Raw genomic sequence first — 26,307 nt, forward strand, 5'->3', positions numbered from 1 at the left:
GCGACCTAGCGTCAACAGCGGGCTGTCGGCGCACCTTTCCGCGGCGGCTTCATGTTCACGTTCTGCAACAGTTTTCCTGCCGCTAAAGGTCGAATGTGGCGAAAACCGGGACGTGGTCCGACGGCTGGTCCCAGCCACGCGCATCACGCAGGACGCGGCTGGAGTGCGCCGCCGTGGCGATGTCCGGCGTGGCCCAGATATGGTCCAGACGGCGTCCGCGGTCGGCTTCCGCCCAGTCCCGCGCGCGGTAGGACCACCAGGAATAGAGCAGCCCCGAGGGGATGTCCTGTCGCGTGACATCGACCCAGGAGCCGGACTCCTGCGCTTGCGCCAGATGCTCGACCTCGATCGGGGTATGACTGACGATCTTCAGAAGCTTCTTGTGGTCCCAGACGTCGTCCTCGCGCGGGGCGATGTTCAGGTCGCCGACGAGGATCGACTTTTGCGGCGCGTCGGCGTGGAAGTGGTCGCGCATCTCGGTCAGGAAGTCGAGTTTCTGCCCGAACTTCACATTGACCTCGCGGTCGGGTTCGTCGCCCCCGGCCGGGACATAGACGTTGTGGACCGTCACCCCGTTCTCGAGCGTCGCCGCGACGTGACGGGCGTGGCCGAGTGCGGCCCAGTCGCGGTGTCCGGCGTCGAGGAGCGGGGTCTTCGAAAGGATGGCGACGCCGTTGTAACCCTTCTGGCCCCGAGCGACCATGTGGCGGTAACCAAGGCTGCCGAAGATCTCGAGCGGGATCTTCTCGACCGGCGACTTGCATTCCTGGAGGCAAAGCACATCCGGCGCGTGTTCCTGCAGCAGACGGCTGACGAGGGCCTCGCGCAGGCGGACCGAGTTGATGTTCCAGGTGGCGACGGTAAATGGCATTCTGGCGACCTCCCGGGGCTTGGATGGGGGCTTGGCGGACCGAGGTCAAGGTCGGGAGAGCCCGTCGATGGCGGCAACAAGCGCGGCATGAAAGGCGGCGGGTTCCTCGACCTGCGGAATATGACCTACGCCTTCAAGCCAGGTGACCGGCGCGCCGCCCAGGGCCGTCGACAGAAGGTCGGCTTCTCGCGGCGGTGTCACGGTGTCCTCTGTTCCCCAGATGAGCAAGACCGGCAGGTCGAGGTCGGCATAGGCCGCGGCGTCGGTGCTGCGCGCGCCGCGCGGCGGGATGAGAAGCGTCGGAAGCCAGGCTGCCATGGCGGGCGTGGTGCCCTTGCGTGTGAGGGGATGACGGAAAAGGTCGTGCTGCGCCTCCGTCAGCGCGTCCTTGCGATAGAGGAACCGCTTGTAGAGCCAGGCCGAAAGCTTGGGGTTCAGAACGCTGGCCGCGAGAGCCGTCTCTCGCATGCCTGCCCACGCGAGGTACCAAGGAAGCGTCCGTCCGGTGCCGTCCTGCCCGAGGGACAGCGCGCCGTCGACGATCACGGCGCCACGAAAGGTGTCGGGGTCTGCGATCATCGCCTCGGCCACCGCGCCCGCGCCGAAGGAGTGGGCGACGAGGATCGGTGTCATGCCCTCCGCTTCGACAGTGGCGAGGATCCTCAGACCCTGCGCCTGGCGGCTGTAGTCGGTCCGGTCCGACCTCTCGGACAGCCCCATGGGCGGCAGATCGATGGCAATGGCGCGGTAGCCCTCTGCGGCGAGAACGTCGAGCGTATCCACCCACATTCCCGACCAGCCGACCGCGCCGTGGACGAGTAGGACGGGAACGCCGTCCTCTGGCCCGCGCTCGACCACATGGATGACGCCGAGCGGCGTCCCGATCATGCGGCTGCCCTCGACGGTCAGCGCGGCGGCCTCGTCGACCTCGCGCCGGTCTGCCGCGAAGCGAGACCCGGCCAGCAGCAGGGCGAGAGCGACGACCAGTGCTGCGGCGATGCGCAAGATGAGCTTCAGCACGTCCCCTACTCCGTTTTCACGTTCATCCTTGAAACCCTCCCCGCCTGCGTCACCCCTGCCCCGCCGTTCGGGAAGGCAGGAGAGAGGAGGCGAACCATATGGCGAGGATCGGCAGAGGCAGGGCAAGAGCGAAGGTCGCGCGAAGGCCGATCGCTTCGGCCAGCGCGCCGAAGGCAGACGGACCGACGAAGCCGATGAGGGTCGAGATCGTCGAGTAGGCCGCCACGTTCTCGGCGGCAGGTCGGCCGGGCGCGCGGGCGGAGGCTGCGAAGGCCAGCGGCTGGACGGTCGACATCCCCGCGCCGATGAGGAGGAGCCCCGCCATCAGCAGCGGCAGCGTCGGCGCTGCCACGACGGCCAGGGTACCGAGGAAAAGGATCACGGCGAAACCTCGGGCTGTGCGAACTGTGCCATAGATCGCCACCAGCCGATCACCGGCAAAGCGTCCGGCGGTCTGCGTGGCGACCACAGCAGGCAGGGCCAGCGCGGCGACCCAGTCGGTCGCGCCGAAGGTGTCGCGGGCATAAATCACTGCCCAGCCCCGGGTCGCGCCCTCCATCAGGACGCCTGCCGCAGCGAAGGCACCTATGGCAAGGATGGCCGGTCCGGGAACCGCGAAGCGGCGGGCGGGACCAGTGTCTCCTCCGTTCGTGCTTACGGGCATCGTTCCAAGGACCGCAGCGGCAGCGAGGGTCAGAACGACCGTGTGCCAGACGAACTGCGTCAACGGCGAGATGGCTTCCCGGACCAGCAGGGTTGCGACGAGGGTGGTCACGAGGAAGCCCACGGCCCACCACCCGTGACAGCGACTCATGATCCGACCCGAGTGTGCCGTCTCGAAACGGTCCGCTTCGACGTTGATGGCGACGTTGCCTGTGCTGAACGCCACGCCAAGGAGGAAGAGCGACACCGCCAGCGCCAGCCCCGAGGGAGAGAGAGCGCAGAGGATCTGCGCAGCCGCCGTCATGGGAAGGCCCCAGACGAGAACCTGGCGTGGACCACGCGCCTGAATGAGCGGCGCGACCATGATCGAGCCAAGGACGACGCCGACCGGCATCCCGAGGAGGACCAGACCGTAGGCGGCCTCGGACAGCCCCAGGTCCAGTTGTATCTCGGGCAACCTGAGGAACAGGCCGCCCACCACCGAGGCGTGGAGCGCGAAGGCCGCCATGATGCGGGCGGCGTGCCCGCGCGGATTGATTGTCATTTGGGGGGCTGGCCTACTCTGCCGCGATCTGGATCACAGGCTCCATGGCGCGAAGTGTGGCGTCGGGCAAGTGGCACTTGATGCGGTGACCCTCGCCCACGTCCTTCAGAGGCGGCGCCTCGGTCTCGCACAGGTTGCCGGGCACGACGGGCTTCCAGCCGCAGCGGGTCTGGAACGGGCATCCAGGCGGCGGGTTCATGGCCGAGGGAATCTCGCCCTCGAGAACGACGTGCCGTTTGCGGACCTTGGTGTCGGCGATCGGGACGGCGGAGAGTAGCGCCTCGGTATAGGGATGATAGGGCGGGGCGAAGACCTGCGCGGTGTCCCCGATCTCGACGACGTGGCCGAGGTACATGACCATCACGCGGTCGGCCAGATAGCGCACGATGGACAGGTCGTGCGAGATGAAGAGAAGCGTCGTCCTCTGTGTGCGCTGGATCTCCATCAGAAGGTCGGTGACGGCGGCCTGCACGCTGACGTCGAGGGCCGAGACCGGTTCATCCGCGACGACAATGCGCGCGCCGCCTGCGAAGGCGCGAGCGATGCCGACGCGCTGCTTTTGGCCACCAGACAACTGGCGCGGCATCCGGTCGGCGAAGGCGCGGGGCAGCTTGACGAGGTCGAGGAGTTCGAGCATCCGCGTCCGCCTCTCGGCCTCGCTTGCGCCGATGCGAAAGACCTCGAGCGCGCGCATGATCTGGCGTCCGACGGTCATCGAGGGGTTGAGCGTGTCGAATGGGTTCTGGAACACCATCTGTACCGACGAGACGGTGCGGGTATCGCGCTTCTCGATCGGGGTGTTCTGGATCTCGGCGTTGTCGAGATGGATCTGGCCGTCGGTCGCGGTCTCGAGCCCCATGAGCACCTTGGCGAGGGTGGACTTGCCGCAGCCGGACTCTCCGACGATGGCCAGAGTCTCGGCCTCGCGGGCCTCGAAGGAGAGAGTTTCGTTGGCCTTGACGACCTTCTGGCCGCCGCTCCCGAAAAGGGCGTTGGCGGAGACTTCGTAGTATTTCCTCAGGTTATCAGCCTTCAGCACCACGCGCCCCGGTTCGGTCGCCCGCTCGCCCGTGCTCGCCTTCGGTGGTGCCGACCAGTCGATCTCGTTCCATCTGATGCAGCGGGTGGCGTGGCGGTCGTCGCCGTCCACCTGCTCCATCGGGATGTCCTGCGCGTCGCAGCGTCCGGGCATGAAGTAGGTGCAGCGGGGTCCGAAGTTGCAGCCCGGCGGGCGTTCGTGCGGCAGGGGGAAGTTGCCCGGAATGGCGACTAGCGGGCGGGCGGTCTTGTCGGCGCCGGGAAGCGGGATCGAGCGGAAGAGCGCCTGCGTGTAGGGGTGGCGCATCCGGTCGAAAACGTCCGCCACCGAGCCGCGCTCGACTGCTTCGCCCGAGTACATGACGCAGATCCGGTCGCATGTCTCGAGGACCAACCCCAGGTTATGACTGATGAAAAGCATCGAGGTGCCGTACTTGCGGCCCAAGTCCTTCACGAGGTCGACGACCGCGGCTTCGACGGTCACGTCGAGGGCGGTGGTGGGTTCGTCGAGGATCAGGAGCGAGGGTTTGGACATCAGCGCCATGGCGATGACGATGCGCTGCTGCTGGCCGCCGGAGAGCTGGTGAGGATAGCTGTCGAGCACCCTTTCGGGGTCGGGGAGGCGGACGTCGGTGACGACTTCCAGGGCGCGTTTGCGAGCCTCCTTCTCGCCGATGCCTTCGTGGATCATGGGGACTTCCATGAGCTGCCGGCCGATCTTCATGGCTGGGTTCAGGGAGGCCATAGGCTCTTGATATATCATGGCAATTTCGCTGCCGCGGATATCGCGGAGCTGCGCGTCGGTCATGTCGTTCAGGTTCTTGCCCTTGAACTTGATGGTTCCGCCGACGATGCGGCCGTTGACGCCGAGATCCTGCATGACGCCAAGCGCCACGGTGGATTTGCCGCAGCCGGATTCACCAACGAGGCCAAGGGCTTCGCCGGGCATGACGGTGCAGGAGAAGTCCATCACCGCGGGAATTTCGCGGAGGCGGGTGAAGAAGCTGATCGAGAGGTTGTCGATCTCGAGGATGGGGCCGTCGGTCGCCGGATCGGTCATGTTCGGCCTTTCGGTATCACGTCGGTATTGCGTCGGTATCGCGTCGGTGCACCGCACCGGGGGCAGGCCCGGTGGCGCGGTGCGTATTTGGGGCAAGATGAAGCGGCATCAGTCCCTCAGGCTTTCTTCGCGGAGCCCGTCGGCGAGGAGATTGAGGCCAAGGACGAGGCTCATCAGCGCGAGCGCGGGGGCGAGTGCCGGGTGGGGGTAGATCGACAGGAGCTTGCGGCCGTCGTTGATCGTCGAGCCCCAGTCCGGGCTTTCGGGCGAGAGACCGAGGCCGAAGAAGCCGAGGGTGCCGAGGAGGATCGTGGTGTAGCCGATGCGGAGGCAGAAATCGACGATCAGGGGACCGCGCGCGTTGGGCAGGATCTCCCACAGCATGATGTACCAGGGCCCCTCGCCCCGCGTCTGGGCGGCGGCGACGTAATCACGCGTCTTGATGTCGAGGGCGAGGCCCCGGACGATGCGGAAAACCGTAGGGGCGTTCACGAAGACGACCGAGACGAAGACGACGAGGAGGTTCGGCGGGAAGTCGATGATGCCGAGCGGGTCGGCGTCCCAGGCGATGCCGAGGTAGAGCCACAGCCCGATGGCGAGTGCGATGGTCAGGTAGATCGCGTCCTTGCGGAGGTCGGTGAAGTGGCGCGAGTGGATCAGGACTGCGACGAAGACGATCGGCAGGAGGAACAGCACCGCCGCCATGTAGGTGGGCAAGCCGGTCTGCACGATCTCGGGCGTGACGAGGAGGTAGAACAGCAGGATCACCGGGAAGGCCAGGATCAGGTTCGCGAGGAAGGTGAGGAAGGTGTCGAGCTTGCCGCCGTAGTAGGCCGCCGGGAGGCCGAGGGTGATGCCGACCATGAAGGCGAAGAGCGTGGCGAAGGGCGCGATGCGGACCACGACCCAGGCGCCCTTGACCATGCGGCTGAACACGTCGCGGGCGAGGTTGTCGCCGCCGAGGAGGTAGTAGGGATAGACGCCCTCTTGCGTGACGGCCGAACCGGGCACCGCGTTCTTCATGCCCGACAGTTGTGCCAGTGGGTCGTGCGTCACGATCAGGTCCATCGCGCCGAAGATCGCGGTGAAGACCCAAAACATGACGATGGCGAAACCTGCCATGCCGATGGTCGAGTCGAAGAGCTTGCCGTAGAGGCCGAGGCGGCGCTTGAAGGTCAGCGACAGGGCGAAGGTGGCGGCAAGCGCCAGCCAGACCGGCAGGAAGCGCGTGGCCAGGATGCCGAGGATGCCCTTCTGCTGCGGATCCTGCAGGGCGATGCCGCCGATCAGGTAGGCGAACGTCACGAGTGCGACGAGGGCGAGGCCCGCGGTGACGCCGAGGCTTGCCCAGCTTGCGGCGCTGATGCGGGTCGGCGCGGACGCTCCGGCGGATATGGCGCGTTCGACGGAGAAGGCGGACACGACCGACGACACGACGAAGGCAACGATGAGAAAGGCCCATGCCCCGACGAAGAGCGGGTTCAGGATCGCGAGGCTTCCGGTCCAGGTCAGCGGTTCCATCGGGGTGCCTCCTGTATCACGAGATCCGGATCCGGGGATTGAGGAAGACGTAGCCGATGTCGGAGATGAGTTGCGTCACGAGAACGACCGCAACGGCCACGACCGAACAGGCGAGCAGGAGGTCGATGTCGTTGTTGCCCGCCGCCTCGACCAGGGTCCAGCCGAAGCCCTTGTAGTTGAAGAGCGTCTCGACGATCACCACGCCGTTCAGAAGCCAGGGAAACTGGAGCATGATGACGGTGAAGGGCGCGATGAGCGCGTTCCTGAGCGCATGCTTCAGGACGATGTTGCGGAAGCTCACGCCCTTGAGCCGCGCGGTGCGGATGTATTGCGCCGTCATCACCTCGGTCATCGATGCACGGGTCATGCGGGCGATGTAGCCCGTCCCGTAAAGCGCGATGGTGAGGACGGGGAGGAAGAAGTTCTCGAAGGTCGCGTTCTCGGCCGCACTGGTCGCCGTGCCCTTGAAGATCTTCCAGCCCGACGACGAGGCGAGGAGCGTGATGAGGATGACGCCGGAGACGTATTCGGGGGTGGCCGTCGAGGCGATGGAGAAGGTCGAGAGCGACCGGTCGAGCCGGGTGCCTTCGCGCATCCCGGCGAGGACGCCGATCAGGAGCGCCGAGGGGACCATCAGGACCATGACCCAGAACATGAGCTTGCCGGTGAGGACGAGGCGCGTCGTGATGATGCCCCCCACGTCGTTGCGGAAGACGGTCGAATAACCCCAGTCGCCCTGGAGGAGGCCGCAGAAGCGCGGCGTCGCCTCGTCGGGCGTCGCGTGGCCGGCGCAGCGGGCGCGGACGGTGCCGTCGGCGCCTTCGATGACATAGCCGGGGACGAGGCCCAGCCATTCGCCGTAGTTGCGGAAGAGACGGGCGTCGAAGCCGGTGATGGCCTCCGAGAACTCCTCGCGCGGGACGTCGCCGCTGCGGGCGCCGGCCAGAAGCTGGGCGTCGGGCATAGTGCGGTAGCCGCGGGAGGCCAGCCAGGTCGAGACCTCGACGTCGGACATGCGCTGGCTGCCCTGCGTCTTGGCGACCTTCTCGAGGTTCGGATAGAGGTTGGTGAGGTAGAAGACGACGAAGGTCAGGCAGAGCGCCGTGAGGATCATCACCGCGAAGCGGCGGAGGATGAACAGTCCCATCTAGACCCTCCCCCCGATCTTCGGATGTCGGGGCGCCGGCACGGTGCTGGCGCCCCCGGTCATTGCGATCAGGCAGCCATCGCCCACTTGTAGTGGTGATGCTCGAAGGTGATGTGCTGGTCGACGTTCACCAGCCCCTCGCGGTAGTGCCGGTAGAGCGAGCGCCAGTAGGGCTGGATCGTGACGCCTTCCTGCTGGATCAGCGCCTCGCCCCTGGCGACGATCTCGCGCCGGGTGTCGGCGTCGGCGATGGACAGCGCCTGGGTCAGAAGCTCGTCGAACTCGGGGTTGGACCAGCCGAATTCGTTCCAGGCTTCGCCCGAGCGGTAGGCCAGCGCCCAGATCTGGACGCCCAAGGGGCGGTGGTTCCAGTTGGTCGAGGAGTAGGGATAGGTCAGCCAGTCGTTCCAGAAGGTCGAGCCGGGCAGGATCGTGCGCTTGACCTCGAAGCCGGCGTCGCGAAGCTGGGCGGCGACGGCGTCGGTGGTGTTCTTCATCCAGTCGTCGTCGATCGAGATGATCTCGTGCTCGAAGTCCATCATGCCGGCCTCGGTCATCAGAGCGACGGCTTCCTCGACGTTGCGCTCGACGGGCGGCAGCTCGGCATAGTCGGGGTGGACGGGGGCGACGTGGTGGTTCTCGGCCACGCGGCCGCGGTCGCCGTAGCCCAGTTCGAGGCAGACGGCGTTGTCGACGGCGAGTTGCAGCGCGCGGCGGACGCGGACGTCCTCGTAGACGCGCTTGCCGTCGAATTCGGAAAGCTGGTTCGGACGGACGACGATGGTGGCGGCGGTCACGACCTCGGACTTCTGGAGGCCGATGTCGTCCATGACGTCGATGAATTCGCCGACCGACTCGTAGAGCATGTCGACCTCTTCGGATTCGATCGCGGCCAGCCAGGCGGCGGGGTCGGTGCCGAAGTCGATGTACTCGATGCGGTCGAGGTAGGGGCCGCCGTAGACCTCGGTGCCCCACCACTGGAAGTCGGGGTTCCTGACGAGGGTGGCGCGGACGCCGACCTCCATCTCCTCCAGCAGATAGGGGCCGGTGCCGACGAAGGTGTTCGGGGTGTCCGGGTCGTAGTTCTCGTGGACGACGGCGGCAGGGTAGTCGGCCATGCCCGCGATGAGCGAGATGTCGGGGCGGGGCAGCGTCAGGGTCACGGTGGCGTCGTCGACGACCGTGATCGCGCCGTCGATCGCCTTGTTGGTGTCGGGGTCGATGATGGTGGCGAAGCGACCAGCCATCGAGTTGGCCTCGACCTCCTTGTCGCACCAGCGCTCGATGTTGCGGGCGACGTCCTGGGCGGTGAAGGGGTCGCCGTTGTTCCAGGTGACGCCGGGGCGGACCTTGAGGGTGTAGAGGGTGGCGTTCTCGTTGACCTCCCACCCGTCCAGCAGCATGCCCCGGAAGGAGCCGTCGTTGTTGTACTCGACGAGGTACTCGAGCGTACCGCGTGTGACGTTGGCGATCTCGGACCAGTCGGCGGTGCGGGTGTCCTTGAGCGCCTTGATCTGCATCTGGCAGCGAAGCGTGCCGCCCGGCTGCATGTGCGCCTCGGACCGCGCGGGCGTCGCCGCGCCGATCAGGCCGTAGGCGGCCGCCGCCGACACGCCGAGCGAGGTCGAGCGGGCGAGAAATTCGCGGCGGCTCAGGCGGCCCTCGCGGAATTCGTCCGCATACATGAACGCGGCAGGATGAACGGTCCCGCGCGTGGCGGCTTCTTTCACCATCGGTATCTTCTCCCTGTGGGCCGGGCCCGATCCGAGTCGGGCCTCTGTAGGACATGTTGCGGGCATTTCGTCATGTCGGGTCCCTCAGGTCAACCGTAACTACCTGAAAGTGGGGGATCGTCCGGGACGAAGACCGACCGTCAGACCCCGTGGCGAAACTCGGACGGGCTCTGTCCGGTGCGGGACCGGAAGGCGCGGGTGAAGTAGGCGGCCGAGGCGAAGCCGCAGTGGCGGGCGACCTGCGCGACCCGGATATCGGTGTCGCGGAGAAGGCGCCTGGCCTCGAAATGCCGCCGGTCGGTGAGGATGTCGAGCGCGGGACGGCCCGCGATCTTGCGACAGACGCGCGACAGGTGCGTGGGCGTCACGCCGAGAAGTGCCGCGTAGTGCTGGACGCCGTCGGGCCGGTTGAAGTCGCGCTCGACGAGCGAGGTGAAGGCCTCGGCCAGCCGGTGCGCGGCGGTGTCGAGCCGGGTCGCCTGCGAGGGGTTCGGTGCGTCGGCATACTGGTCCGCGACGCGCGCAAGCCAGACCGACAGAAGCCCGGCGTGGCAGGACAGGGCGCGGGCGGAGTGAAGGCCCTTGCCGTCGGCCTCGCGCTGCATGGCGTCGATCATGCCGGTCAGCTCGCGCTGGAGCTGGACCTCGTTGAGACGAAGGTGCAGCGGCTCCATCGGCCAGTCGTACTCCTCGCCGTCCGGCAGGAACACGACGAAGCCCAGAACCGGGCCGGAGGTGGTGAAGCCGTGCATCGTGCGGGGCGGCAGGAAGACGAGGTTGTGGGGGCTGTAGCCCGAACTGCGGCCCGAGATCGTCAGCCGGCCCTGCCCGCGCGTGAACCACACGAGCACGGGACGGTCGTAGCTGCGCATGGCCTCGGTGCGCCAGCGCCCGCCCTGAGCGAGGCGCGTCACAGACACGACCTCGACCGGCAGCCGGTCAGGCTGCGGCGCGGGCGTCGGCACGCGCGAGATTTGCGCCTCCGTCCCACCAGGCTGCGGGAGAAGCGTCAGACGATGCAACGACATGAACCGTTACCCCAGGCCCCAGACGGTAAATACGGCAAAATTGTGGCGCACCTTCCGCTTCCGGTCAACGAAGCCGTCATGACCCTCCGTCGAACACCTGCGAATTAGTGGTATTAACTGCGAATTGTGACTTCACGCCACGCTATCTGCCGGACACGAGGCAAGATCCGCAGCACGCGACACGTTCCGAAGCCGTTCAGTACGTCGTCGATTCGCGGTTTGAAGCGCAAAGCTTGGGCTGGAGTTGTTTCCAGGTCGTCTTCCGCAGAGGCACGTGGTCATGCTTTCTGCCGATGCGACCGCCGCTGCCACAGCACGAGTGGCCAAAGAACCGCGACCAAGAGCAGGCGAAGCGGCGGCCTCGCCCTGAGCATCATTTTGACAGCATAGACGTTGGCCTCGGCTTCCTGCGTCGCGACCTGTCCGCCCTCGAGATGGCCGCAGGCATGATGGCCCACCTCGTGGTAGAACGTATGTTCGGCATCCAGCCGACGCCACCAAAGCCGGATACCTGACACCCGGTCGACCGGCCACGTCAGGACGATGCCGGAGAGTTGCACGTCGTAGCAACCAAGGAAGTCGAGTGCCGGATGTCGCGCAAGGACGTCGATCCGTGTTACTTCGTCCAAGTTCAGGCCCCTGACCCTGCTCCATCGCCGAACGTTGTCGGCGACCAGGTCTGGTTCGCTTATCTCGTCTGCGACATAGACCGGGATGCCTCCCCCGACCTGAGTCACGGGCTTGTCGTTCTGTCGGCGCGACAAGATCTCAAGTGTCTTGCGGTGTAGCGGATGCAGCGGAATGTCGTTCAGCCGATCGACTTCGCGAACGAAGATGTCGCGATCCAACTCGTGAAGAGCGGCAAGCAGAACCCCGAAGTATTTCCCCGACGGTCCATGCGGCTTTTCCTGCCAGGCGCTGGAGTCCAGCTTCCGGCACAGGTCGACCACGGAGACTTCTCTATCACGAAGAACGTCGCGCCACGCGTCCATCACGGTCTCTGCGTGGTCTGTCGAGACGCCTCTCAGCAGTCTCTCGACGGGGTTCCTGGCTGCGGTGTCCATGACGCCCCCTCTAGCCGAGAACTGTGGCAACGGCAGGACAGTGCCGCGACGTCCCTAGCCCTCCATCGCTTCCAACTCGTCGATGAAGCCCGAGATCATGCCGAGGCCCTTGTCCCAGAAGGCGGGGTCGGAGGCGTCGAGGCCGAAGGGGGCCAGAAGCTCCTTGTGGTGCTTCGAGCCGCCGGCCTTGAGCATGTCGAAGTACTTCTTCTGGAAGTCGGCGTCGCCTTCCTCGTAGACCGCGTAGAGCGCGTTCACGAGGCCGTCGCCGAAGGCGTAGGCATAGACGTAGAAGGGCGAGTGGACGAAGTGGGGGACGTAGGACCAGAAGGTCTCGTAGCCCTCCATGAAGTCGAAGGCGGGTCCGAGGCTCTCGCCCTGCACGCTCATCCACAACTCGCCGATGTCATCGGGCGTCAGCTCGCCATTGCGGCGGGCGGCGTGGAGCTTGCATTCGAAATCGTAGAAGGCGATCTGGCGGACGACCGTGTTGATCATGTCCTCGACCTTGCCGGCGAGGAGGACCTTGCGTTCCTTCTGCGAGGGCGCGTCCTTGAGGAGACGGCGGAAGGTCAGCATCTCGCCGAAGACGCTGGCGGTTTCGGCCAGGGTGAGGGGCGTCGAGGCCAGAAGCTCGCCCTGCCCGGCCGCGAGGCGCTGGTGGACGCCGTGGCCAAGCTCGTGGGCCAGCGTCATCACGTCGCGCGGTTTGCCGAGGTAGTTGAGCATGACGTAGGGGTGGACATTCGACACGGTCGGGTGCGCGAAGGCGCCGGGGGCCTTGCCGGGCTTCACCGGGGCGTCGATCCAGCCGTCGTCGAAGAAGGGTTGCGCCAGGCGCGCCATCTCGGGGTCGAAGCCGGCGTAGGCGGATAGCACCGTCTCGCGCGCCTCGTCCCAGCCGATCCTGCGGTCGCTTTCCATCGGCAGGGGCGCGTTGCGGTCCCAGACCTGCATCCGGTCGAGGCCGAGCCAGCCGCGCTTCAATTCGTAGTAGCGGTGCGAGAGTTTCGGATAGGCGTTGACGACGGCGTTGCGCAGGGCCTCGACCACCTCGGGCTCGACCTGGTTCGACAGGTGGCGGCCGGTCTGGGGTGTGGGCATTCCACGCCAGCGGTCCTCGATCTCCTTCTCCTTCGACAGCGTGTTGTGGACGCGGGCGAAGAGCTTGACGTTCTCGCCGAAGACGCGGGACAGCTCGCGCGCCGCCGTCTCGCGCTTGGCGCGGTCCTGGTCGGAGAGGTCGTTCAGCGTGGCTTCCAGTCCGCGCGTCTCGTCGCCGATGACGAACTCGAGACCCGAGATGGTCTCGTCGAAGAGACGGTTCCAGGCGGCGGCGCCGACAGTGGACTGGTCGTGGAGGAACTTCTCGAGCTCGTCCGACAGCTGGTAGGGACGCATCAGGCGGAGGCGGTCGAAGATCGGCTTGTAGCGGGCGAGGTCGGCGTTTCCGGCGAACCAGCCGTCGAGGACGGCGTCGTCGATGCGGTTGACCTCGAGCGAGAAGAACACGAGCGGCGTGGTGAAGGCGGTGATCCGGTCCTGCGCGTCGGACATGGCCTTGGCGCGTTCGGCGTCGGTCGTGTTCTGGTAATAGCGCAGGCCGATGAAGGACATGATGCGGCCGGCGACCATGTCGATCTTCTCGTAGCGCAGGACGCAGTCGAGCATCCCCTGTGCGCCGAGACCGGCGAGATGGCCCTCGTAGTCGGCGGCGAAGTCGGCGCAGGCCTGTTCCAGCCAGTCCATGTCGCGCTTCAGCTCGGGCGCGTCGGGGCTGGAGTAGAGGTCGGAGAGGTTCCATTCGGGCAGGTCGCCCAGGTTGCCCGCGCCGGAGGCGTTCGCGTCGAAAACGGGGGTCTGCATGTCGGCTCCTCGTGTCGTGGTCGGGTGAGAGATAGAGGCTGCGGGCGGCGATTGGAACCCGAGGCGCGCCTCGCGGGATCGTTTTGCCAGAGCGCTGCAACGCAGCTAGCATAGGCCGGATGATGACCCTCGAGTTCCTTCGCGGCTGGCTGACGGCCCTTCCGGGCGGCAGCGGCCCCTTCGTCGCGGCGCTGCTGGCCGTGGCGGTGGCGCTGATGGCGCACTGGCTGTGGCACCGGGTGGCGACGCGGATCGTGGCGGGACGCGACCTGTTCTGGCGCAGCCTCGTCCAGCGCACGCGGCGGCCGGTGCGGCTGGCCTTCGTCACGCTGGCGCTGTTTCTCGCGCTCGCGCCGTTCGATCTGCCGGACGGCCTCAACGTCTTCGTCCGGCGCGCGCTGACGGTGCTGACGATCGTGCTGATCGCCTGGTGGCTGAGGATGGCGTTCAGCATCTGGATGACGATCCACTTGCGGCAGTTCAGCCTCGACAGCGAGGATAACCTCAACGCGCGCAAGCACATCACACAGGGCCGCATCCTGCAGCGGATCGGGAACATCCTGATCTATGTGGGCGCGCTGGCCGCCGTGCTGATGACCTTCGAGACGGTGCGCCACTATGGGGTGTCGCTGCTGGCCTCGGCGGGGGCGGCGGGGATCGTGGTGGGCTTCGCGCTGCAGCCGCTTCTGAAGAACCTGATCGCGGGGATCCAGCTTGCCGTGACCCAGCCCATCCGCATCGACGACGCGCTGATCGTCGAGGGCGAGTGGGGCCAGGTCGAGGAGATCACCTCGACCTATGTCGTCATCAAGATCTGGGACTGGCGGCGGCTGATCGTGCCCCTGAACTATTTCATCGAGCAGCCGTTCCAGAACTGGACCCGCGAGACCGCCTCTCTTATCGGGGCGGTGATGCTTTACGTCGATCACACCGCCGACGTCGCCCGCCTGCGCGAGAAGGCGCGGGAGGTGGTCGAGGCCTCGCCCCGCTGGGACCGCAACGTCTTCGCGGTTCAGGTGACGGACATCCGCGAGACGGTAATGGAGGTCCGCGTCATCGCCTCGGGGCGGAACGCCGGCCTGGTCTACGACCTGCGCTGCGACATCCGCGAGGCGCTGGTGGCCTGGCTCCAGGCCGAGATGCCGGGGGCGCTGCCGCGGACGAGGGCGGAGGTGACGAGCGACCCAGATCGGAGGCCTTCGGCGGCTGCCGAGGTGGACGAAGGGTAGGCGTTTTTATCGGTCTCGAAGTATCCGGCCTTATGGAGGAAACGCACCACGCGATCAGCCGTCCGGCGGGAGGGCTGACACATGATTGGTGCCCTGCAGATTTTTTTTTGCGATCAATCTCCCTGCCCAAGGCGGAGAAATCTCTGAACTCTGTAGTCTCGCCGTCGACCAAGAGGGCGTTGCCAGCGAATTCTGCGCTTTCGGTGATGGTCTTACCGTCCAAACAAAAGACATCTTCGTAACGGACCTTCACCAGCAAAAGCATAATAACACGCGTGTCCGAACCTGTGGCGAACCGAAGGTCATCGGCGCGGGTCAGGAGCTCTACGGAGTCCCGTTTACTTTTACCTGCGGCGATGTCTGGCCAGACGCCCTTGGCAAGCCCGGTGTCGCCGCCGACCCGAGATACCTCGATCATCACACTTCTAGCAGGCGACTGCCCCGTATTTCGGACGGTCAACGCGATGTCCCAGTCGACGTAGAATTGTTCTGCTCGGGGCGTGACAGAAACCTTCTCAATAGTCAGATAGGCACGGACCTGCGCTTCTCCGATGCGGGTGGTTTCCAGCACCATTTTTCGGGTGTCAGCGGCCATTCTTTGAGTAGCCACCAGAGTGCCAACCAAAAGCCCCGCCGCTACTATAGTGAAGAAAGACATTACCCACTGAGCAAGTGTGTCCTCAGACGCAACAAGACGCCGGGTCCACCACCACCATTGTGGTTCATCGTCGGCTTCAAAGCGACCGGCGTATCCGTTACACTGATCGCGAGCTATGCAATCTACAAAATCGTAGATGCCGCTACCCCAGATCAATATGACAGTGGCCGCGGAAAGCCCGAAACCTAGCCCAACCGCAAATCCGTTACGCCAACGGTTTTCAGGCATTGCAGGAAAAAGGCGGCACTGAATTTGCCTCGTGACAGTTTGTTGCGAATGTTGACTTCCTTATCGCCGATCATGTCGGCAAGCTGACCGTAAGTCACCCCCTGGCGCTTCAGTTCGGCCTTGAGGCCCCTCCCCTCACCCATAAGCCGCCAGCATCGCCCTCAGATCCTCCATCGTGTTCGCCTCGTAGGCGGGCTTATCCGTTCGCCACCGCGCCATGCGGGGAAAGCGGAGCGCCACGCCGGACTTGTGGCGGGTCTGTTTTGCTGAGCCTTTGAAGGCGATCTCGAAGACGCGGACGGGGCCGCAGCCCCCGGTGAAAGCTACCAGCGCCTCGCCCTTCCGGACGGCCCCTCAAGCAGTGCGGCGCCCTCCGGTGTGGCGGGCGAGGCGGGCTTCGAGTTGCACGAGCGCGTCGTAGATCAGGACGGCGAAGAGCCCCACGATGATCCCGCCCTGCAGCACGTAGGCGGTGTTGCTGGTGAGCAGGCCCGCGATGATCACCTCGCCCAGCGTGCGGGCGGCCACGGTGGATCCGATCGTCGCGGTGCCAAGCGCGATCACGACCGACAGGCGGATGCCCGTCAGGATCACGGGAAACGCGAGCGGCAGTTCGACCTGCACCAGCCTTTGCCAGCGATTGAGCCCCATTCCGCGTGCCGCCTCCATCGTGGCGGGCGGAAGCGTCGAGAGCGCGATGGTGGCGTTCTCGAAGATCGGCAGCAGACCATAGAGGAAAAGCGCCACCAGCGTCGGACCCGCGCCGAAGCCGAGGGCCGGCACGGCCAGGGCCAGCACGGCGACCGGGGGGAAGGTCTGGCCCATGTTCGTCACCGTGCGCGAGAGGGGGCGGAAGGCTTCGCCCGCAGGCCGGGTCACCAGGATCGCAAGCGTCACCGCGACCAGCGTGGCCGCAGCCGTGGCGGCTGCCACAAGCCCCAGATGGCTGAGCGACAGCGACAGAAGCGAGCTGCGTGCATAGATCGCCGGTGCGCCCTCGGGGGCGAGCGGCCGGAAGACCGGGGCGAACCAGTCCGGCCTCAAGACCAGGGCCAGCAGCAGCAGGACCAGAGCGGGGCGCAGGATGGTCCCGACCCCGATCCTCATGCGCGAAGCTCTGCGCGGGCGCGGATCGCGTCGAATGTCACCCGGCCCACCACGTCGCCGTCGCGCTCGACCGGCACGGCCGACCGACCGGTCCACAGGCAGGCCGCGAGCGCGTCGCGCAGGCTGGCGTCGGCCGGCAGAGCGGCGCCCGGCGCGTCCCCGTCCTCGACCAGATCGCACAGCGGGATCAGCGACAGGAGCCTCAGGGGTCGCTCGACCTCGCCCACCATGTTGGCGACGAAGTCGGTCGCCGGCTGGGCGATTATCTCGGCGGGGGTGCCGTGCTGGACCAGCTTGCCGCCGTCCATCACCGCGACCCGGTCTCCCAGGCGGATCGCCTCCTCCATGTCGTGCGTGACCAGCATTATGGTCGAACCGAGCGCCTTCTGGATCCGGCGCAGATCGTCCTGGGCCCGCGCGCGGATGATCGGGTCGAGCGCGCCGAAGGGTTCATCCATCAGCAGGAGATCGGGACGCGAGGCAAGTGCCCGCGCCACGCCCACGCGCTGCTGCTGTCCTCCCGACAACTCGGCCGGATAGCGGTCCCGGAATTGCGCGGGGTCCATCGAGAACAGGGTCAGCAACTCGTCGACACGGGCCTCGATCTTGTCCTTCGGCCAGTCAAGAAGCCGGGGCACCGCACCGATGTTGCGCGCCACCGTGTGATGGGGAAAGAGCCCGTGGCCCTGGATCGCGTAGCCGATCCGGCGCCGCAACAGATGCGGCTTCGTCGCAAGGGTCGACACGCCGTTGATCCGCACCTCTCCCGAGGTGGGCTCCTCGAGACGGTTTATCATCCGCAGGAGCGTGGTCTTGCCAGAGCCCGAGGTGCCCACGATGACGGTGATCGTGCCGGTTTCGACCGTCATCGTCACGGCATCGACCGCCTTGACGCCGTTGTAGGTCTTGGTGATGCGGTCGATCTCGATCATGCGGTTCCCTGCGGTGTCGGAGAGGCCAGTTCGACCAGGATGTCCATGACGATGGCCGAGACGAGGGCCAGTGCGACGGTGGGCAGCGCGCCCAGCAGGATCAGGTCGGTGGCCGTCTGGTTCAGACCCTGGAACACGAAGGTCCCGAAGCCGCCGCCTCCGATCAGCCCGGCGATGACGGCCAGTCCGACGTTCTGCACCAGCACGATGCGCAGCCCGGTCAGGATGATCGGCAGGCCCAGCGGCAGTTCGACCTGCCACAGCCGCTGGCGCGGCGTCATGCCCATCCCGCGCGCGGCCTCGAGCGCCGAGGGGGGCGTCGCGGCAAGCCCCGTCACGGTGTTTCCGACCACCGGCAGCAGCGAGTACAGCACCAGCGCCAGAAAGGCCGGCGCAAAGCCGATCCCGGCGATGCCGATGGCCTGCGCACCGGGCACGCTGTCCCCGACCCAGCCGAGGATCGGGATCATCAGGCCGAACATCGCAAGCGACGGTATCGTCTGGAGGAAGCTCAGGACCGGCAGGGTCGTGGTGCGCAGGCTCGATCGCCGGTGACACAGGATACCCAGCGGAAAGCCGATCGCCGCCGCCGTCGCGAGCGAGCCGAAGGCCAGCGCCAGGTGCCGCACGGCCGCATCGGCGAAGGCCTCCCTGCGGCCGGCGTATTCCTGCAGGATCGACAGTTGCGACAGCGTCCCCGACCACAGGATCAGCGCCAGCGTTCCCAGCACCGCCGCCAGGAGCGCGCCGCGCGCCAGCGACCCCGGCGCCAGCTGGGCGAGCGCGTCGGCCATCAGCAGCATCAGGATCAGCAGGAGGCACCAGAAGCCGATGGCGGGCGAAACCCGCGCATAGTCTCCGGCCCCGACCAGCAGCGCGGGCGCGCCCTGCATCAGCAGCCAGAGCAGGCCGGCCAGTCCGAGGATCGACCCGGCGAACCGCAGGCGCGGCCACGCCGACGGCAGGCCGAGAAGCAGGCCCGCCATCACGGCAGCCGTTCCGGGAAGGGTCACCGCCGGCGCAGCCAGGCGCCAGGGCAACACGCCGTCGCCGGCGACGATGCGATTGGCAGCGACGGTCAGGAAAGGAAGCAGGAGCGCGCCCAGTCCAAGGACGGCGAACAGAACGCCGGGCGGGGACAATCCCCACCCGGCGCGTCCCACCGGTATGGTTGCGCTGGTCAGTCCAGTACTCCGGCCTGGGTCAGGTAGTCGCGCGCCACGGCTTCGGCCGGTTCGCCGCCGACCTGGATGCGGCCGTTCAGCTTTTGAAGCGTCGCCATGTCCAAGTTGCCGAAGATCGGGTTCAGCACGTCCGGGATCGACGGATACTCTTCCAGAACCTCGGCCCGGACGATGGGCGTCGGCTCATAGACGGGCTGTACCCCCTCGTCGTCCTCCATGACCACGAGGCCCGTCGCGCCGACCCCGCCGTCGGTGCCATAGACCATTGCGGCGTTCACGCCCGACGTGCCGCGTGCGGCCGCCTGGATGGTGGCTGCGGTGTCGCCACCCGACAGTATCACCGTCTGGTCCTGCGAGAGCTGGAACCCGTAGGTCTCCTGCATCGCGGGCAGGACAGCGGGAGACGACACGAATTCGGTCGAGGCGGCCAGCTTGACTTCGCCCCCCCCCGAGACCCACGCGCCGAAATCGGACATCGTGGTCAGGTTGTTCTCTTCGGCAACCGGGCCCGTCACGGCGATGGCCCAGGTGTTGTTGGCCGGAGCACTTTCAAGCCAGGTGACGTTGTTCGCCTCTGCGTCCAGTTCGGACGCGCGATCGTGGGCCGCCTGGGCATCCTTCCAGACTTCGCTGTCGGCCTCGTTGAAGAAGAAAGCGGCGTTGCCGGTGTATTCGGGATAGATGTCGATCTGGTCCGCCAGCAGCGCCTCGCGTACGACCTGCGTGCCGCCCAGTTGCAGCCGGCGCTCGACCGGCAGACCGGCATCCTCGAGAGCGAGCGCTATGATGTTGCCGAGCAGTCCGCCCTCGGTGTCGATCTTGGAGGAGACGGTGATGTCGGCCTGTGCGCTGGCAGTGAAAGCGCCGACGACTCCGGCGGCAAGGATCAGGGGGGTTTTCATGGTGTGGGCAGCTCCCGGCTGGATTGTTTCGAACGCGTGCACTGTCGGTGCGCGAGACAATATAGGGGAATGACACCGTGTTCCAAATTTGGCAGTTCGCCGTTCGCCAGTCGAAGGGAAAAGTCGGGCAGGCAAAGTCGGACAGGCAACAAAGCGGAGAGGATCGCGCGCGCCCTCCTCTCACCCATAAGCGGCCAGCATCGCGCGCAGATCTTCCATCGTGTTCGCCTCGGACGCGGGCTTGTCCGTCCGCCAGCGGGCCATGCGGGGAAAGCGCAGCGCCACGCCGGACTTGTGGCGGGTGCTCTGTTGGATGCCTTCGAAGGCGATTTCGAAGACGTGGTGGGGTTTGACCGCGCGGACGGGGCCGTAGCGTTCCAGCGTGTTCTTCCGGACCCAGGCGGTGATCGAGCGGAACTCGGCGTCGGTGAGGCCGGAGTAGGCCTTGGTGAAGGGCACCAGCGCCTCGCCCTCCCAGACGGCGAAGGTGAAGTCGGTAAAGAGGTTCGCGCGGCGGCCGTGGCCGGACTGGGCGTAGATCATCACCGCGTCGATGGTCAGGGGATCGACCTTCCATTTCCACCAGTCGCCCTTGCGCCGGCCGTCGCGGTAGGGGCTGTCGAGGCGCTTGAGCATGACGCCCTCGGCCCCGATCGCACGCGAGGCTTCGCGTGTGGCGGCGAGGCTGCCCCATGTGTCGAAGTCGAGAAGCGGCGAGAGGCGGAGGGGCATGTCGTCGGGCACGGCCTCTGCGAGCGCATGGAGCCGGGCGCGGCGTTCGGAAAAGGGCAGCGCGCGGATGTCGGCGCCCTCGTGCTCCAGGAGGTCGTAGGCACGAAGGATGACGGGGGCCCCGGCCAAAAGCGCCTTCGGCACGGTCTTACGGCCGATGCGCTTTTGCAGCGCGTTGAAGCTCATGGGCAGTTCGGTGGCGCTGTCCCAGGCCAGCACCTCGCCATCAAGCACGGTGCCGTCGGGCAGGAAGTCGGTGAGGGTCGCAAGCTCGGGGAAGCGGTCGGTCATCAGCTCTTCGCCGCGCGACCAGGCGAAGTGCTGGCCGCCGCGCAGGATGAGCTGGCCGCGGATGCCGTCCCACTTGTGTTCCGCCGCCCAGTCGGAGGGATCGCCCAGGGTCTCGACCGGATCGTCGAGCTGATAGGCGAGGTAGAAGGGATAAGGTTTCGAGAGGTCGGATCCGGGATCGGGGGTCAGGACGAGGGCGTCGAAGGTGGTGCGGTCGGGCGACCAGTCGCCCATGAGGCGGTGCGCGAGTTCGGGTTCCTCGACGCCGGTGGCACGCGACAGGGCGCGGGTCATCAGCTTCTGGCTGACCCCCATGCGAAAGCCGCCGGTAATGAGCTTGTTGAAGACGAAGCGTTCGATCTTGGGGAGCGCGTCCCAGGCGGCGAGAACGCGGGTCTTGCGGTCCTCGTCGGGGAGCGCGGAAAGGGCGCGGATCTCGCCGATCCAGTCGCCGAGGGTGCGGTCCGAGGCGTTCCGGGGCTCGGGCAGGACAAGGGCGATGGTCTCGGCCAGATCGCCGACGATGGGGTAACTTTCCTCGAAGAGCCAGAGCGGGATGCCCGAGACCTCGGCGGCCCATTCGCGGAGGCGGGTCGCGGTGACGGTACGCTTGGGGCGGCGGCCCGAGAGAAGCGCCATCGTCCAGAGCCGGTCTTCCACGGGCGCGGTCGAGAAATAGTCGGCCAGCGCGTCGACCTTGGCGTTGGTCTTCGTCGTCTGGTCCAGCGCCGTGAACAGCGCCGCGAAGCGTTTCATCTGGAGGGCCCTCCGCCGGGGCGGAGGGCCGGGATCCTGTGCGGTCTCATGCACGGGAGTCTAGCGCGAGGCGCGCGGCCGTCACATCATCATGCGGCGGCGTTCGCGGGCGATGCGGTGCAGTTCGTGCGCCGCGTTGACCGAGAGCGGAAGGTTGGCTGCGGACCGCACCTCGCCCCGCGTCACGCCGATGTCGTGGAGGATGTGATCGTCGAGGTCGAGCAGCGTGCGGAAGTGTCGGCGGCGCAGGCGTTCGGCGATCCGGCGCGCGAGGCTGTCGGCCAGCGCGTGGAGGGGGTGGCCGTGGGAGGAGGAGGTGTCGGAGGCGTGCATGGCGATGATCCTTTTCAGCCTGGTGTGTCTCTCTGGAGGTAAGGTGGCGTCTTGACGTACATCAATCAAACGAATAGATTTGACCTCATCATGCAGTTTTACTGACGGCTCGCTATGAACGCCCCCACCCTTCCGACCATCCCTCTTCTGGACCTCGACCTGCTGCGCACGCTTGTCGCCATCGCCGAGACCGGCAGCTTTTCGGCCGCCGCCGCGCGGGTGCACCGGACGCCGTCGGCGGTGTCGATGCAGGTGAAGAAGATCGAAGATATCCTCGGACGCCCGATGTTCCTGCGCGACAGCCGGTCGGTCGAGCTGACGGCGGACGGCGGCTTTCTGGTGGAACACGCACGGCGGATGCTGGCGATGAACCGCGAGGCGGTGGCGCGTTTCGTGCAGCCCGACATCCGGGGCGTAGTGCGCATGGGCGCGCCTGACGACGCGGCCGAGCGGCATCTGCCCGGGATGCTCCGGCGGTTCGCCGAGACGCATCCCGGCGTGACGGTGGACGTGGTGATCGACTCGTCCGTTCGGATGATGGACATGCTGCGCGCCGGCCAACTGGACCTGACGCTTCTGACCTACGGACCCGATGCGCAGTCGCGGGGGGCCGAGATCCTGATGCGCGAACAGCTTGTGTGGGCCGCCTGCAAGGGCGGGACTGCGGCGACGCGGGACCCCCTGCCGGTCAGCGTCTGGGAGGAAGGCTGCGCCTGGCGGAAGGCGGGGCTCGACGCGCTGGAATCGCAGAAGCGGCCGTGGCGGGTCGCGTTCCAGAGCGCGCATATCTCGGGACAGCGGGCGGCGATCCTGGCCGACCTGGCCGTCGCGCCCATACCGGCCTCGTCCATCGGGGGCGATATCGTCGAGGCTTCGGGTCGGCACGGGCTGCCGCCCTTGCCGACCTACGCGCTGGGGATGCTGGTGCCGGAGGATCCGAGCCCGGCCGTGGCTGCGGCGGCGGATCACCTGCGGGCGTGCTTCGCTGCGCGGACGCGCTGAGGATCAGACGCCCAACCTGTCGCGCAGCGCGAACCATGTCATGGCGAGGGTGAGAAGCGGCGCGCGGGCGTGGCGGCCGCCGGGGAAGGGTGTGACGGGCAGTCTCGACATGAGGTCGAAACGGCCCGCCTGGCCTGCGACGGCTTCGGCCATCACCTTGCCTGCGAGGCCCGTGAGCGCCACGCCGTGGCCGGAGAACCCGCCCGCCGCGAGCGTCGTGGGGCCGAGGCGGCGCAGCATGGGGAGGCGATGCATCGTGATGCCGAGCGTGCCGCCCCAGTGGTGGTCGACGCGCACGCCGGCCAGTTGCGGGAACAGCCTCTCCATCCGCGCGCGGAGCGCCGTCAGGATGTCCTGCGGGAAGCCCAGACCGTAATTCTCGCGCCCGCCGAAGAGTAGGCGGCGGTCCTCGCTCAGGCGGAAGTAGTTCACCACGAACTTGTCGTCGGCGACGGCGATGTCCTTGGCCAGCACATCGGTCGCGCGGTCGCCCAGGGGTTCGGTCGCGGCGATGAAGCTGTTGATCGGCATGACGCGGGCGGCGACGTCCTTCGAGATGGGCGAGAGGTAGCCGTTGCCCGCGACGACGATGTGGCCGGCGCGAATACGGCCTGTGGGCGTGGTCACGACGCCCTCTTCGATCTTCGTCGCCTCGGTCCGCTCGAAGATGCGCGCGCCTGCCGCCTCGGCGCCTCGCGCTAGGCCGAGGCAGTAGCGCATCGGGTGGATGTGGCCTGCATCCCAGTCGAGGAGGCCCCCCCGGTAGACGTCGGTCTTCACGACGGAACGCACGGCGTCGCGGTCGAGGTATTCGGTCTCGAAGCCGTAGCGGTCGCGGAGGAAATCGCCGTAGTTGCGGGCCTCGTCCGCGCCCGCGTCGGTCCATTCGCCGTGGAGCACGCCGGGCTTGTAGGCGGCGTCGGGGGCAAGGCGGGTCGAGAGGTCGCGGACCATCGCCTTGGCCTCCAGCGACAGCTCCCAGAGCTTTCGCGCGTCGTCACGGCCGAGCCGCGCTTCCAGCCAGTGCTGGTCCTTGTTCCAGCCGGTGCCCACCTGCCCGCCGTTCCGCCCGGACGCGCCGAAGCCGACGCGGTGCGCGTCGATGACGACGACGTCGAGACCCTTCTCGGCGGCGTGGAGGGCGGTCGAGAGGCCGGTGTAGCCCGCGCCGATGACGGCGAGATCGCAGGTCACGTCGCCGTCGAGCGGGGTGCGGTCAGCGGGGATCTCGGAGGTGGCGACATACCACGAGGGCGGCAGCACGCCTGGCTTGTCGTTGCGGTAGAGCGGGTTCATCACACGCTCAGGAGCAGGTGCTCGCGCTCCCACGGCGAGATGACGCGGAGGAAGTCGTCGTACTCCGACAGCTTCACCGCCTCGTAGACCCGGCAAAAGTGCTCGCCCAGGACCTCGCGCAGGGGCTGTGCGGCGGCAAATTCCTCGAGGGCGGCATAGACGCCGCGCGGAAGCTCTTCCTCGGCGTGGTAGGCGTCGCCGATGTATTCGGGCTTGGGCTCGACCTCCTTGACCATGCCGATGTAGCCACAGGCGAGCGAGGCTGCGATGCCGAGGTAGGGGTTGCAATCCATGCCGGGGAGGCGGTTCTCGATCCGCCGCGCCTCGGGCGACGCCACGGGCACGCGGATCGCGGTGGTGCGGTTGTCGCGGCCCCATTCCAGGTTGATGGGCGCCGCGTTGTCCTTGACGAAGCGGCGGAAGGAATTGACGTAGGGCGCGAAGACGCAGGTCGCTGGCGAGAGGTAGGTCTGCAGCCCGCCGATGAAGTGGCGGAAGAGGTCGGTCTCTCCGCCATCTTCCGCCACGAAAAGGTTCTTTCCGGTCGATGTCGAGAGCACCGAGTGGTGGATGTGCATGGCCGAGCCGGGCTCGCCCTCGATGGGCTTCGCCATGAAGGTGGCGAAGCAGTTGTGGCGCAGCGCGGCCTCGCGGATCAGGCGCTTGAAGTAGAAGATCTCGTCCGCGAGCTTGATCGGATTGCCGTGGCGAAGGTTGATCTCGAGCTGGCCCGCGCCGCCTTCCTGGGTGATGCCGTCGATCTCGAGGCCCTGCTCCTCGGCGAAGTCGTAGATGTCGTCGATGACGGGGCCGAACTCGTCGACGGCGCTGATCGAATAGGCCTGGCGCGCGGCGGCGGGCCGGCCGGAGCGGCCGACCATCGCCTCGATGCTCTTGGCGGGGTCGATGTTGCGGGCGACGAGGTAGAACTCCATCTCGGGGGCGACGACGGGCTTCCAGCCCTTCTCCTCGTAGAGCTTCATCACGCGGCGGAGGACGTTGCGCGGAGCGTAGGGCACCGGCTCTCCCGCCTTGTCGAAGGCATCGTGGATGACCTGAAGCGTCGTGTCCGCCGTCCAGGGCGCGGCGCTGGCGGTCGAGTAGTCGGGCCGCAGCACCATGTCGGGTTCGGTGAACTCCTCCTGCGCGGCCTCGTCGGCCCACTCGCCGGTGATCGTCTGGTAGAAGATCGAGTTTGGCAGGTAGAAGTGCGTCTGGTGCGCGAACTTCGAGGCGGGCATCGCCTTGCCGCGTGCCACGCCCGAGAGGTCGGCGATGAGGCATTCGACCTCGTCCACGCGGCCGCCGTCGAGGTGGGCCAGGGCGGATTCGGGAACCTGTGTCAGCCAGTCAGCCACGGCTGTTCTCCTTGAAGAAGTCGGCGATGCGGTCGGCGGCGGCAGCGTTCGCGACAGGGCTGTCGATGCGGGCGAGCGCTGCGTCGATGCGGTCGGGATCGACGACGCCGGGGGCGCGGGCCTTCAACAGCAGATCGACGGCGTCCCGGTCGAATTCGGGATGGGGCTGGATCGTCATGGCATGGCCGTCGTAGAGGAAGGCGGCGTACCTGCAAGCCTCGCTGCTTGCGACCGTCCTTGCGCCTTTGGGCGGCTCGACCACCTGGTCCTGGTGCCAGGCGTTGAGCGGCACCGTCTCGCCGTCGAAGTCGTAATCGGTGGGGCCGATGGACCAGCCGCCCGCGAATTTCTCGACGCGTCCGCCCATGGCCTGCGCGATGATCTGGTGGCCGAAGCAGATGCCGACCAAGGGCACCTTTTCGGCGAAGGCGTCGCGGATGAAGTCCTCGAGCGGGGCGATGAAGGGCAGGTCTTCGTAGGCGCCGTGGCGCGAGCCGGTGACGAGCCAGCCTTCGGCGTCATGGACGCTGTCGGGGAACTCCATGTCGACCACGCTCCAGGTGCGGAAGGTCAGGCCGCGTCCGGCGAGAAGCGAGGAGTAGAGGTCGGTGTAGGTTCGTTCGGGATAGCCGTCGACCTTCGGGAAATGGCCGCACTGCAGGATGCCGATGAGCATGAACCACCATAAAAACGGGATGCCCCGAACCTAGGCGCGGGATTCGCGGCGAACAAGTGTTTTGATCA

23 protein-coding genes and 1 pseudogene are annotated in these 26,307 nt (G+C 66.9%); 3 read left to right on the forward strand and 21 right to left on the reverse strand.

Features of this window, described 5'->3' with window-relative positions; genetic code table 11:
• Positions 1–82 precede the first annotated feature (82 nt).
• From C8D95_RS17825 to C8D95_RS17870, 10 genes are all read right to left on the reverse strand, one after another.
• Positions 83–871, reverse strand: a complete 789-nt coding sequence (locus tag C8D95_RS17825) for an exodeoxyribonuclease III (protein WP_109760557.1) — start codon at positions 869–871, stop codon at positions 83–85.
• Positions 872–916: 45 nt separating this feature from the next.
• The gene (locus tag C8D95_RS17830) at positions 917–1,891 is read right to left on the reverse strand and encodes an alpha/beta fold hydrolase (protein ID WP_109760558.1); all 975 of its coding nucleotides are present in this window, start codon (positions 1,889–1,891) and stop codon (positions 917–919) included.
• 49 nt (positions 1,892–1,940) lie between these two features.
• Complete coding sequence (locus C8D95_RS17835) at positions 1,941–3,098, reverse strand: MFS transporter (protein ID WP_109760559.1); 1,158 nt, start codon at positions 3,096–3,098, stop codon at positions 1,941–1,943.
• Positions 3,099–3,111: 13 nt separating this feature from the next.
• Positions 3,112–5,196 (reverse strand): dipeptide ABC transporter ATP-binding protein, encoded by a 2,085-nt coding sequence (locus C8D95_RS17840; protein ID WP_109760560.1) that lies wholly within the window; start codon positions 5,194–5,196, stop codon positions 3,112–3,114.
• 108 nt (positions 5,197–5,304) lie between these two features.
• Entirely contained in the window at positions 5,305–6,717 is a 1,413-nt protein-coding gene (locus tag C8D95_RS17845; RefSeq protein WP_109760561.1) for an ABC transporter permease, read from the reverse strand.
• Positions 6,718–6,733: 16 nt separating this feature from the next.
• Positions 6,734–7,864 carry an ABC transporter permease gene (locus C8D95_RS17850; RefSeq protein ID WP_109760562.1) on the reverse strand — a complete coding sequence of 377 codons (1,131 nt, stop codon included), beginning with the start codon at positions 7,862–7,864 and terminating at the stop codon, positions 6,734–6,736.
• 68 nt (positions 7,865–7,932) lie between these two features.
• Positions 7,933–9,597 carry an ABC transporter substrate-binding protein gene (locus tag C8D95_RS17855; RefSeq protein WP_109760563.1) on the reverse strand — a complete coding sequence of 555 codons (1,665 nt, stop codon included), beginning with the start codon at positions 9,595–9,597 and terminating at the stop codon, positions 7,933–7,935.
• Between the two features lie 140 nt (positions 9,598–9,737).
• The gene (locus C8D95_RS17860; protein ID WP_109760564.1) at positions 9,738–10,625 is read right to left on the reverse strand and encodes a helix-turn-helix transcriptional regulator; all 888 of its coding nucleotides are present in this window, start codon (positions 10,623–10,625) and stop codon (positions 9,738–9,740) included.
• Positions 10,626–10,903: 278 nt separating this feature from the next.
• Positions 10,904–11,617 (reverse strand): M48 family metalloprotease, encoded by a 714-nt coding sequence (locus tag C8D95_RS17865; protein ID WP_126918452.1) that lies wholly within the window; start codon positions 11,615–11,617, stop codon positions 10,904–10,906.
• Positions 11,618–11,743: 126 nt separating this feature from the next.
• The gene (locus C8D95_RS17870) at positions 11,744–13,555 is read right to left on the reverse strand and encodes a M3 family oligoendopeptidase (protein ID WP_109760566.1); all 1,812 of its coding nucleotides are present in this window, start codon (positions 13,553–13,555) and stop codon (positions 11,744–11,746) included.
• Positions 13,556–13,674: 119 nt separating this feature from the next.
• Between C8D95_RS17870 and C8D95_RS17875 the strand changes: the two genes are divergently transcribed.
• Both C8D95_RS17875 and C8D95_RS21810 read left to right on the forward strand, forming a co-directional pair.
• The gene (locus C8D95_RS17875; RefSeq protein ID WP_109760567.1) at positions 13,675–14,784 is read left to right on the forward strand and encodes a mechanosensitive ion channel family protein; all 1,110 of its coding nucleotides are present in this window, start codon (positions 13,675–13,677) and stop codon (positions 14,782–14,784) included.
• Positions 14,785–14,869: 85 nt separating this feature from the next.
• Positions 14,870–15,631: a hypothetical protein gene (locus tag C8D95_RS21810; protein WP_126918451.1), complete on the forward strand. Its 762-nt coding sequence runs from the start codon at positions 14,870–14,872 to the stop codon at positions 15,629–15,631.
• On the opposite strand, the gene C8D95_RS22790 is transcribed toward C8D95_RS21810, so the two are convergent.
• The 8 genes and pseudogenes from C8D95_RS22790 to C8D95_RS17910 form a co-directional block, all read right to left on the reverse strand.
• On the reverse strand, positions 15,628–15,813 hold the full coding sequence (locus C8D95_RS22790) for a DUF6471 domain-containing protein (RefSeq protein ID WP_109760568.1): 186 nt from the start codon (positions 15,811–15,813) through the stop codon (positions 15,628–15,630). The genes C8D95_RS21810 and C8D95_RS22790 overlap by 4 nt on opposite strands.
• Positions 15,806–15,976: pseudogene (locus C8D95_RS22985) on the reverse strand (ATP-dependent DNA ligase); the annotation flags it as partial. The pseudogene C8D95_RS22985 and the gene C8D95_RS22790, both read right to left, overlap by 8 nt.
• A gap of 48 nt (positions 15,977–16,024) precedes the next feature.
• Positions 16,025–16,771, reverse strand: coding sequence for an ABC transporter permease (locus C8D95_RS17885; protein WP_109760669.1), 747 nt, complete (start codon positions 16,769–16,771; stop codon positions 16,025–16,027).
• A gap of 2 nt (positions 16,772–16,773) precedes the next feature.
• Positions 16,774–17,709 carry an ABC transporter ATP-binding protein gene (locus tag C8D95_RS17890; RefSeq protein ID WP_109760569.1) on the reverse strand — a complete coding sequence of 312 codons (936 nt, stop codon included), beginning with the start codon at positions 17,707–17,709 and terminating at the stop codon, positions 16,774–16,776.
• Positions 17,706–18,851, reverse strand: coding sequence for an ABC transporter permease (locus C8D95_RS17895; protein ID WP_109760570.1), 1,146 nt, complete (start codon positions 18,849–18,851; stop codon positions 17,706–17,708). Before C8D95_RS17895 ends, C8D95_RS17890 begins: the two co-directional genes overlap by 4 nt.
• A 38-nt stretch (positions 18,852–18,889) precedes the next feature.
• Positions 18,890–19,795, reverse strand: a complete 906-nt coding sequence (osmF, locus tag C8D95_RS17900) for a glycine betaine ABC transporter substrate-binding protein OsmF (protein WP_109760571.1) — start codon at positions 19,793–19,795, stop codon at positions 18,890–18,892.
• A gap of 180 nt (positions 19,796–19,975) precedes the next feature.
• Positions 19,976–21,574, reverse strand: coding sequence for an ATP-dependent DNA ligase (locus C8D95_RS17905; protein WP_109760572.1), 1,599 nt, complete (start codon positions 21,572–21,574; stop codon positions 19,976–19,978).
• Positions 21,575–21,655: 81 nt separating this feature from the next.
• Positions 21,656–21,907 (reverse strand): YjiS-like domain-containing protein, encoded by a 252-nt coding sequence (locus tag C8D95_RS17910; RefSeq protein ID WP_109760573.1) that lies wholly within the window; start codon positions 21,905–21,907, stop codon positions 21,656–21,658.
• A 114-nt stretch (positions 21,908–22,021) separates the two neighbouring features.
• Between C8D95_RS17910 and C8D95_RS17915 the strand changes: the two genes are divergently transcribed.
• Positions 22,022–22,909: a LysR substrate-binding domain-containing protein gene (locus tag C8D95_RS17915; RefSeq protein WP_109760574.1), complete on the forward strand. Its 888-nt coding sequence runs from the start codon at positions 22,022–22,024 to the stop codon at positions 22,907–22,909.
• A 3-nt stretch (positions 22,910–22,912) separates the two neighbouring features.
• Here the strand turns inward: C8D95_RS17915 and C8D95_RS17920 are convergent, their stop codons facing one another.
• From C8D95_RS17920 to C8D95_RS17930, 3 genes are read right to left on the reverse strand one after another with little or no spacing between them, the layout of a single operon-like run.
• Positions 22,913–24,205, reverse strand: coding sequence for an NAD(P)/FAD-dependent oxidoreductase (locus C8D95_RS17920; RefSeq protein WP_109760575.1), 1,293 nt, complete (start codon positions 24,203–24,205; stop codon positions 22,913–22,915).
• The gene (locus C8D95_RS17925) at positions 24,205–25,563 is read right to left on the reverse strand and encodes a glutamine synthetase family protein (protein ID WP_109760576.1); all 1,359 of its coding nucleotides are present in this window, start codon (positions 25,561–25,563) and stop codon (positions 24,205–24,207) included. The genes C8D95_RS17920 and C8D95_RS17925 overlap by 1 nt, the downstream gene beginning before the upstream one ends.
• Complete coding sequence (locus C8D95_RS17930) at positions 25,556–26,239, reverse strand: type 1 glutamine amidotransferase (RefSeq protein ID WP_109760577.1); 684 nt, start codon at positions 26,237–26,239, stop codon at positions 25,556–25,558. Before C8D95_RS17930 ends, C8D95_RS17925 begins: the two co-directional genes overlap by 8 nt.
• Positions 26,240–26,307: the final 68 nt, after the last annotated feature.

The sequence above is a fragment of the Silicimonas algicola genome (genome assembly GCF_003148765.1).
In the GTDB taxonomy this organism is placed as follows: domain Bacteria; phylum Pseudomonadota; class Alphaproteobacteria; order Rhodobacterales; family Rhodobacteraceae; genus Silicimonas; species Silicimonas algicola.

What these genes read in the sequence shown, in the direction of transcription:
- C8D95_RS17825 (WP_109760557.1), bottom strand. Translation starts at nt 871, where the DNA reads ATGCCATTTACCGTCGCCACCTGGAACATCAACTCGGTCCGCCTGCGC.
- C8D95_RS17835 (WP_109760559.1), bottom strand. Translation starts at nt 3,098, where the DNA reads ATGACAATCAATCCGCGCGGGCACGCCGCCCGCATCATGGCGGCCTTC.
- C8D95_RS17840 (WP_109760560.1), bottom strand. Translation starts at nt 5,196, where the DNA reads ATGACCGATCCGGCGACCGACGGCCCCATCCTCGAGATCGACAACCTC.
- C8D95_RS17845 (WP_109760561.1), bottom strand. Translation starts at nt 6,717, where the DNA reads ATGGAACCGCTGACCTGGACCGGAAGCCTCGCGATCCTGAACCCGCTC.
- C8D95_RS17850 (WP_109760562.1), bottom strand. Translation starts at nt 7,864, where the DNA reads ATGGGACTGTTCATCCTCCGCCGCTTCGCGGTGATGATCCTCACGGCG.
- C8D95_RS17855 (WP_109760563.1), bottom strand. Translation starts at nt 9,597, where the DNA reads ATGGTGAAAGAAGCCGCCACGCGCGGGACCGTTCATCCTGCCGCGTTC.
- C8D95_RS17860 (WP_109760564.1), bottom strand. Translation starts at nt 10,625, where the DNA reads ATGTCGTTGCATCGTCTGACGCTTCTCCCGCAGCCTGGTGGGACGGAG.
- C8D95_RS17865 (WP_126918452.1), bottom strand. Translation starts at nt 11,617, where the DNA reads ATGGACGCGTGGCGCGACGTTCTTCGTGATAGAGAAGTCTCCGTGGTC.
- C8D95_RS17870 (WP_109760566.1), bottom strand. Translation starts at nt 13,555, where the DNA reads ATGCAGACCCCCGTTTTCGACGCGAACGCCTCCGGCGCGGGCAACCTG.
- C8D95_RS17875 (WP_109760567.1), top strand. Translation starts at nt 13,675, where the DNA reads ATGATGACCCTCGAGTTCCTTCGCGGCTGGCTGACGGCCCTTCCGGGC.
- C8D95_RS22790 (WP_109760568.1), bottom strand. Translation starts at nt 15,813, where the DNA reads ATGGGTGAGGGGAGGGGCCTCAAGGCCGAACTGAAGCGCCAGGGGGTG.
- C8D95_RS17890 (WP_109760569.1), bottom strand. Translation starts at nt 17,709, where the DNA reads ATGATCGAGATCGACCGCATCACCAAGACCTACAACGGCGTCAAGGCG.
- osmF (WP_109760571.1), bottom strand. Translation starts at nt 19,795, where the DNA reads ATGAAAACCCCCCTGATCCTTGCCGCCGGAGTCGTCGGCGCTTTCACT.
- C8D95_RS17905 (WP_109760572.1), bottom strand. Translation starts at nt 21,574, where the DNA reads ATGAAACGCTTCGCGGCGCTGTTCACGGCGCTGGACCAGACGACGAAG.
- C8D95_RS17910 (WP_109760573.1), bottom strand. Translation starts at nt 21,907, where the DNA reads ATGCACGCCTCCGACACCTCCTCCTCCCACGGCCACCCCCTCCACGCG.
- C8D95_RS17915 (WP_109760574.1), top strand. Translation starts at nt 22,022, where the DNA reads ATGAACGCCCCCACCCTTCCGACCATCCCTCTTCTGGACCTCGACCTG.
- C8D95_RS17920 (WP_109760575.1), bottom strand. Translation starts at nt 24,205, where the DNA reads ATGAACCCGCTCTACCGCAACGACAAGCCAGGCGTGCTGCCGCCCTCG.
- C8D95_RS17930 (WP_109760577.1), bottom strand. Translation starts at nt 26,239, where the DNA reads ATGCTCATCGGCATCCTGCAGTGCGGCCATTTCCCGAAGGTCGACGGC.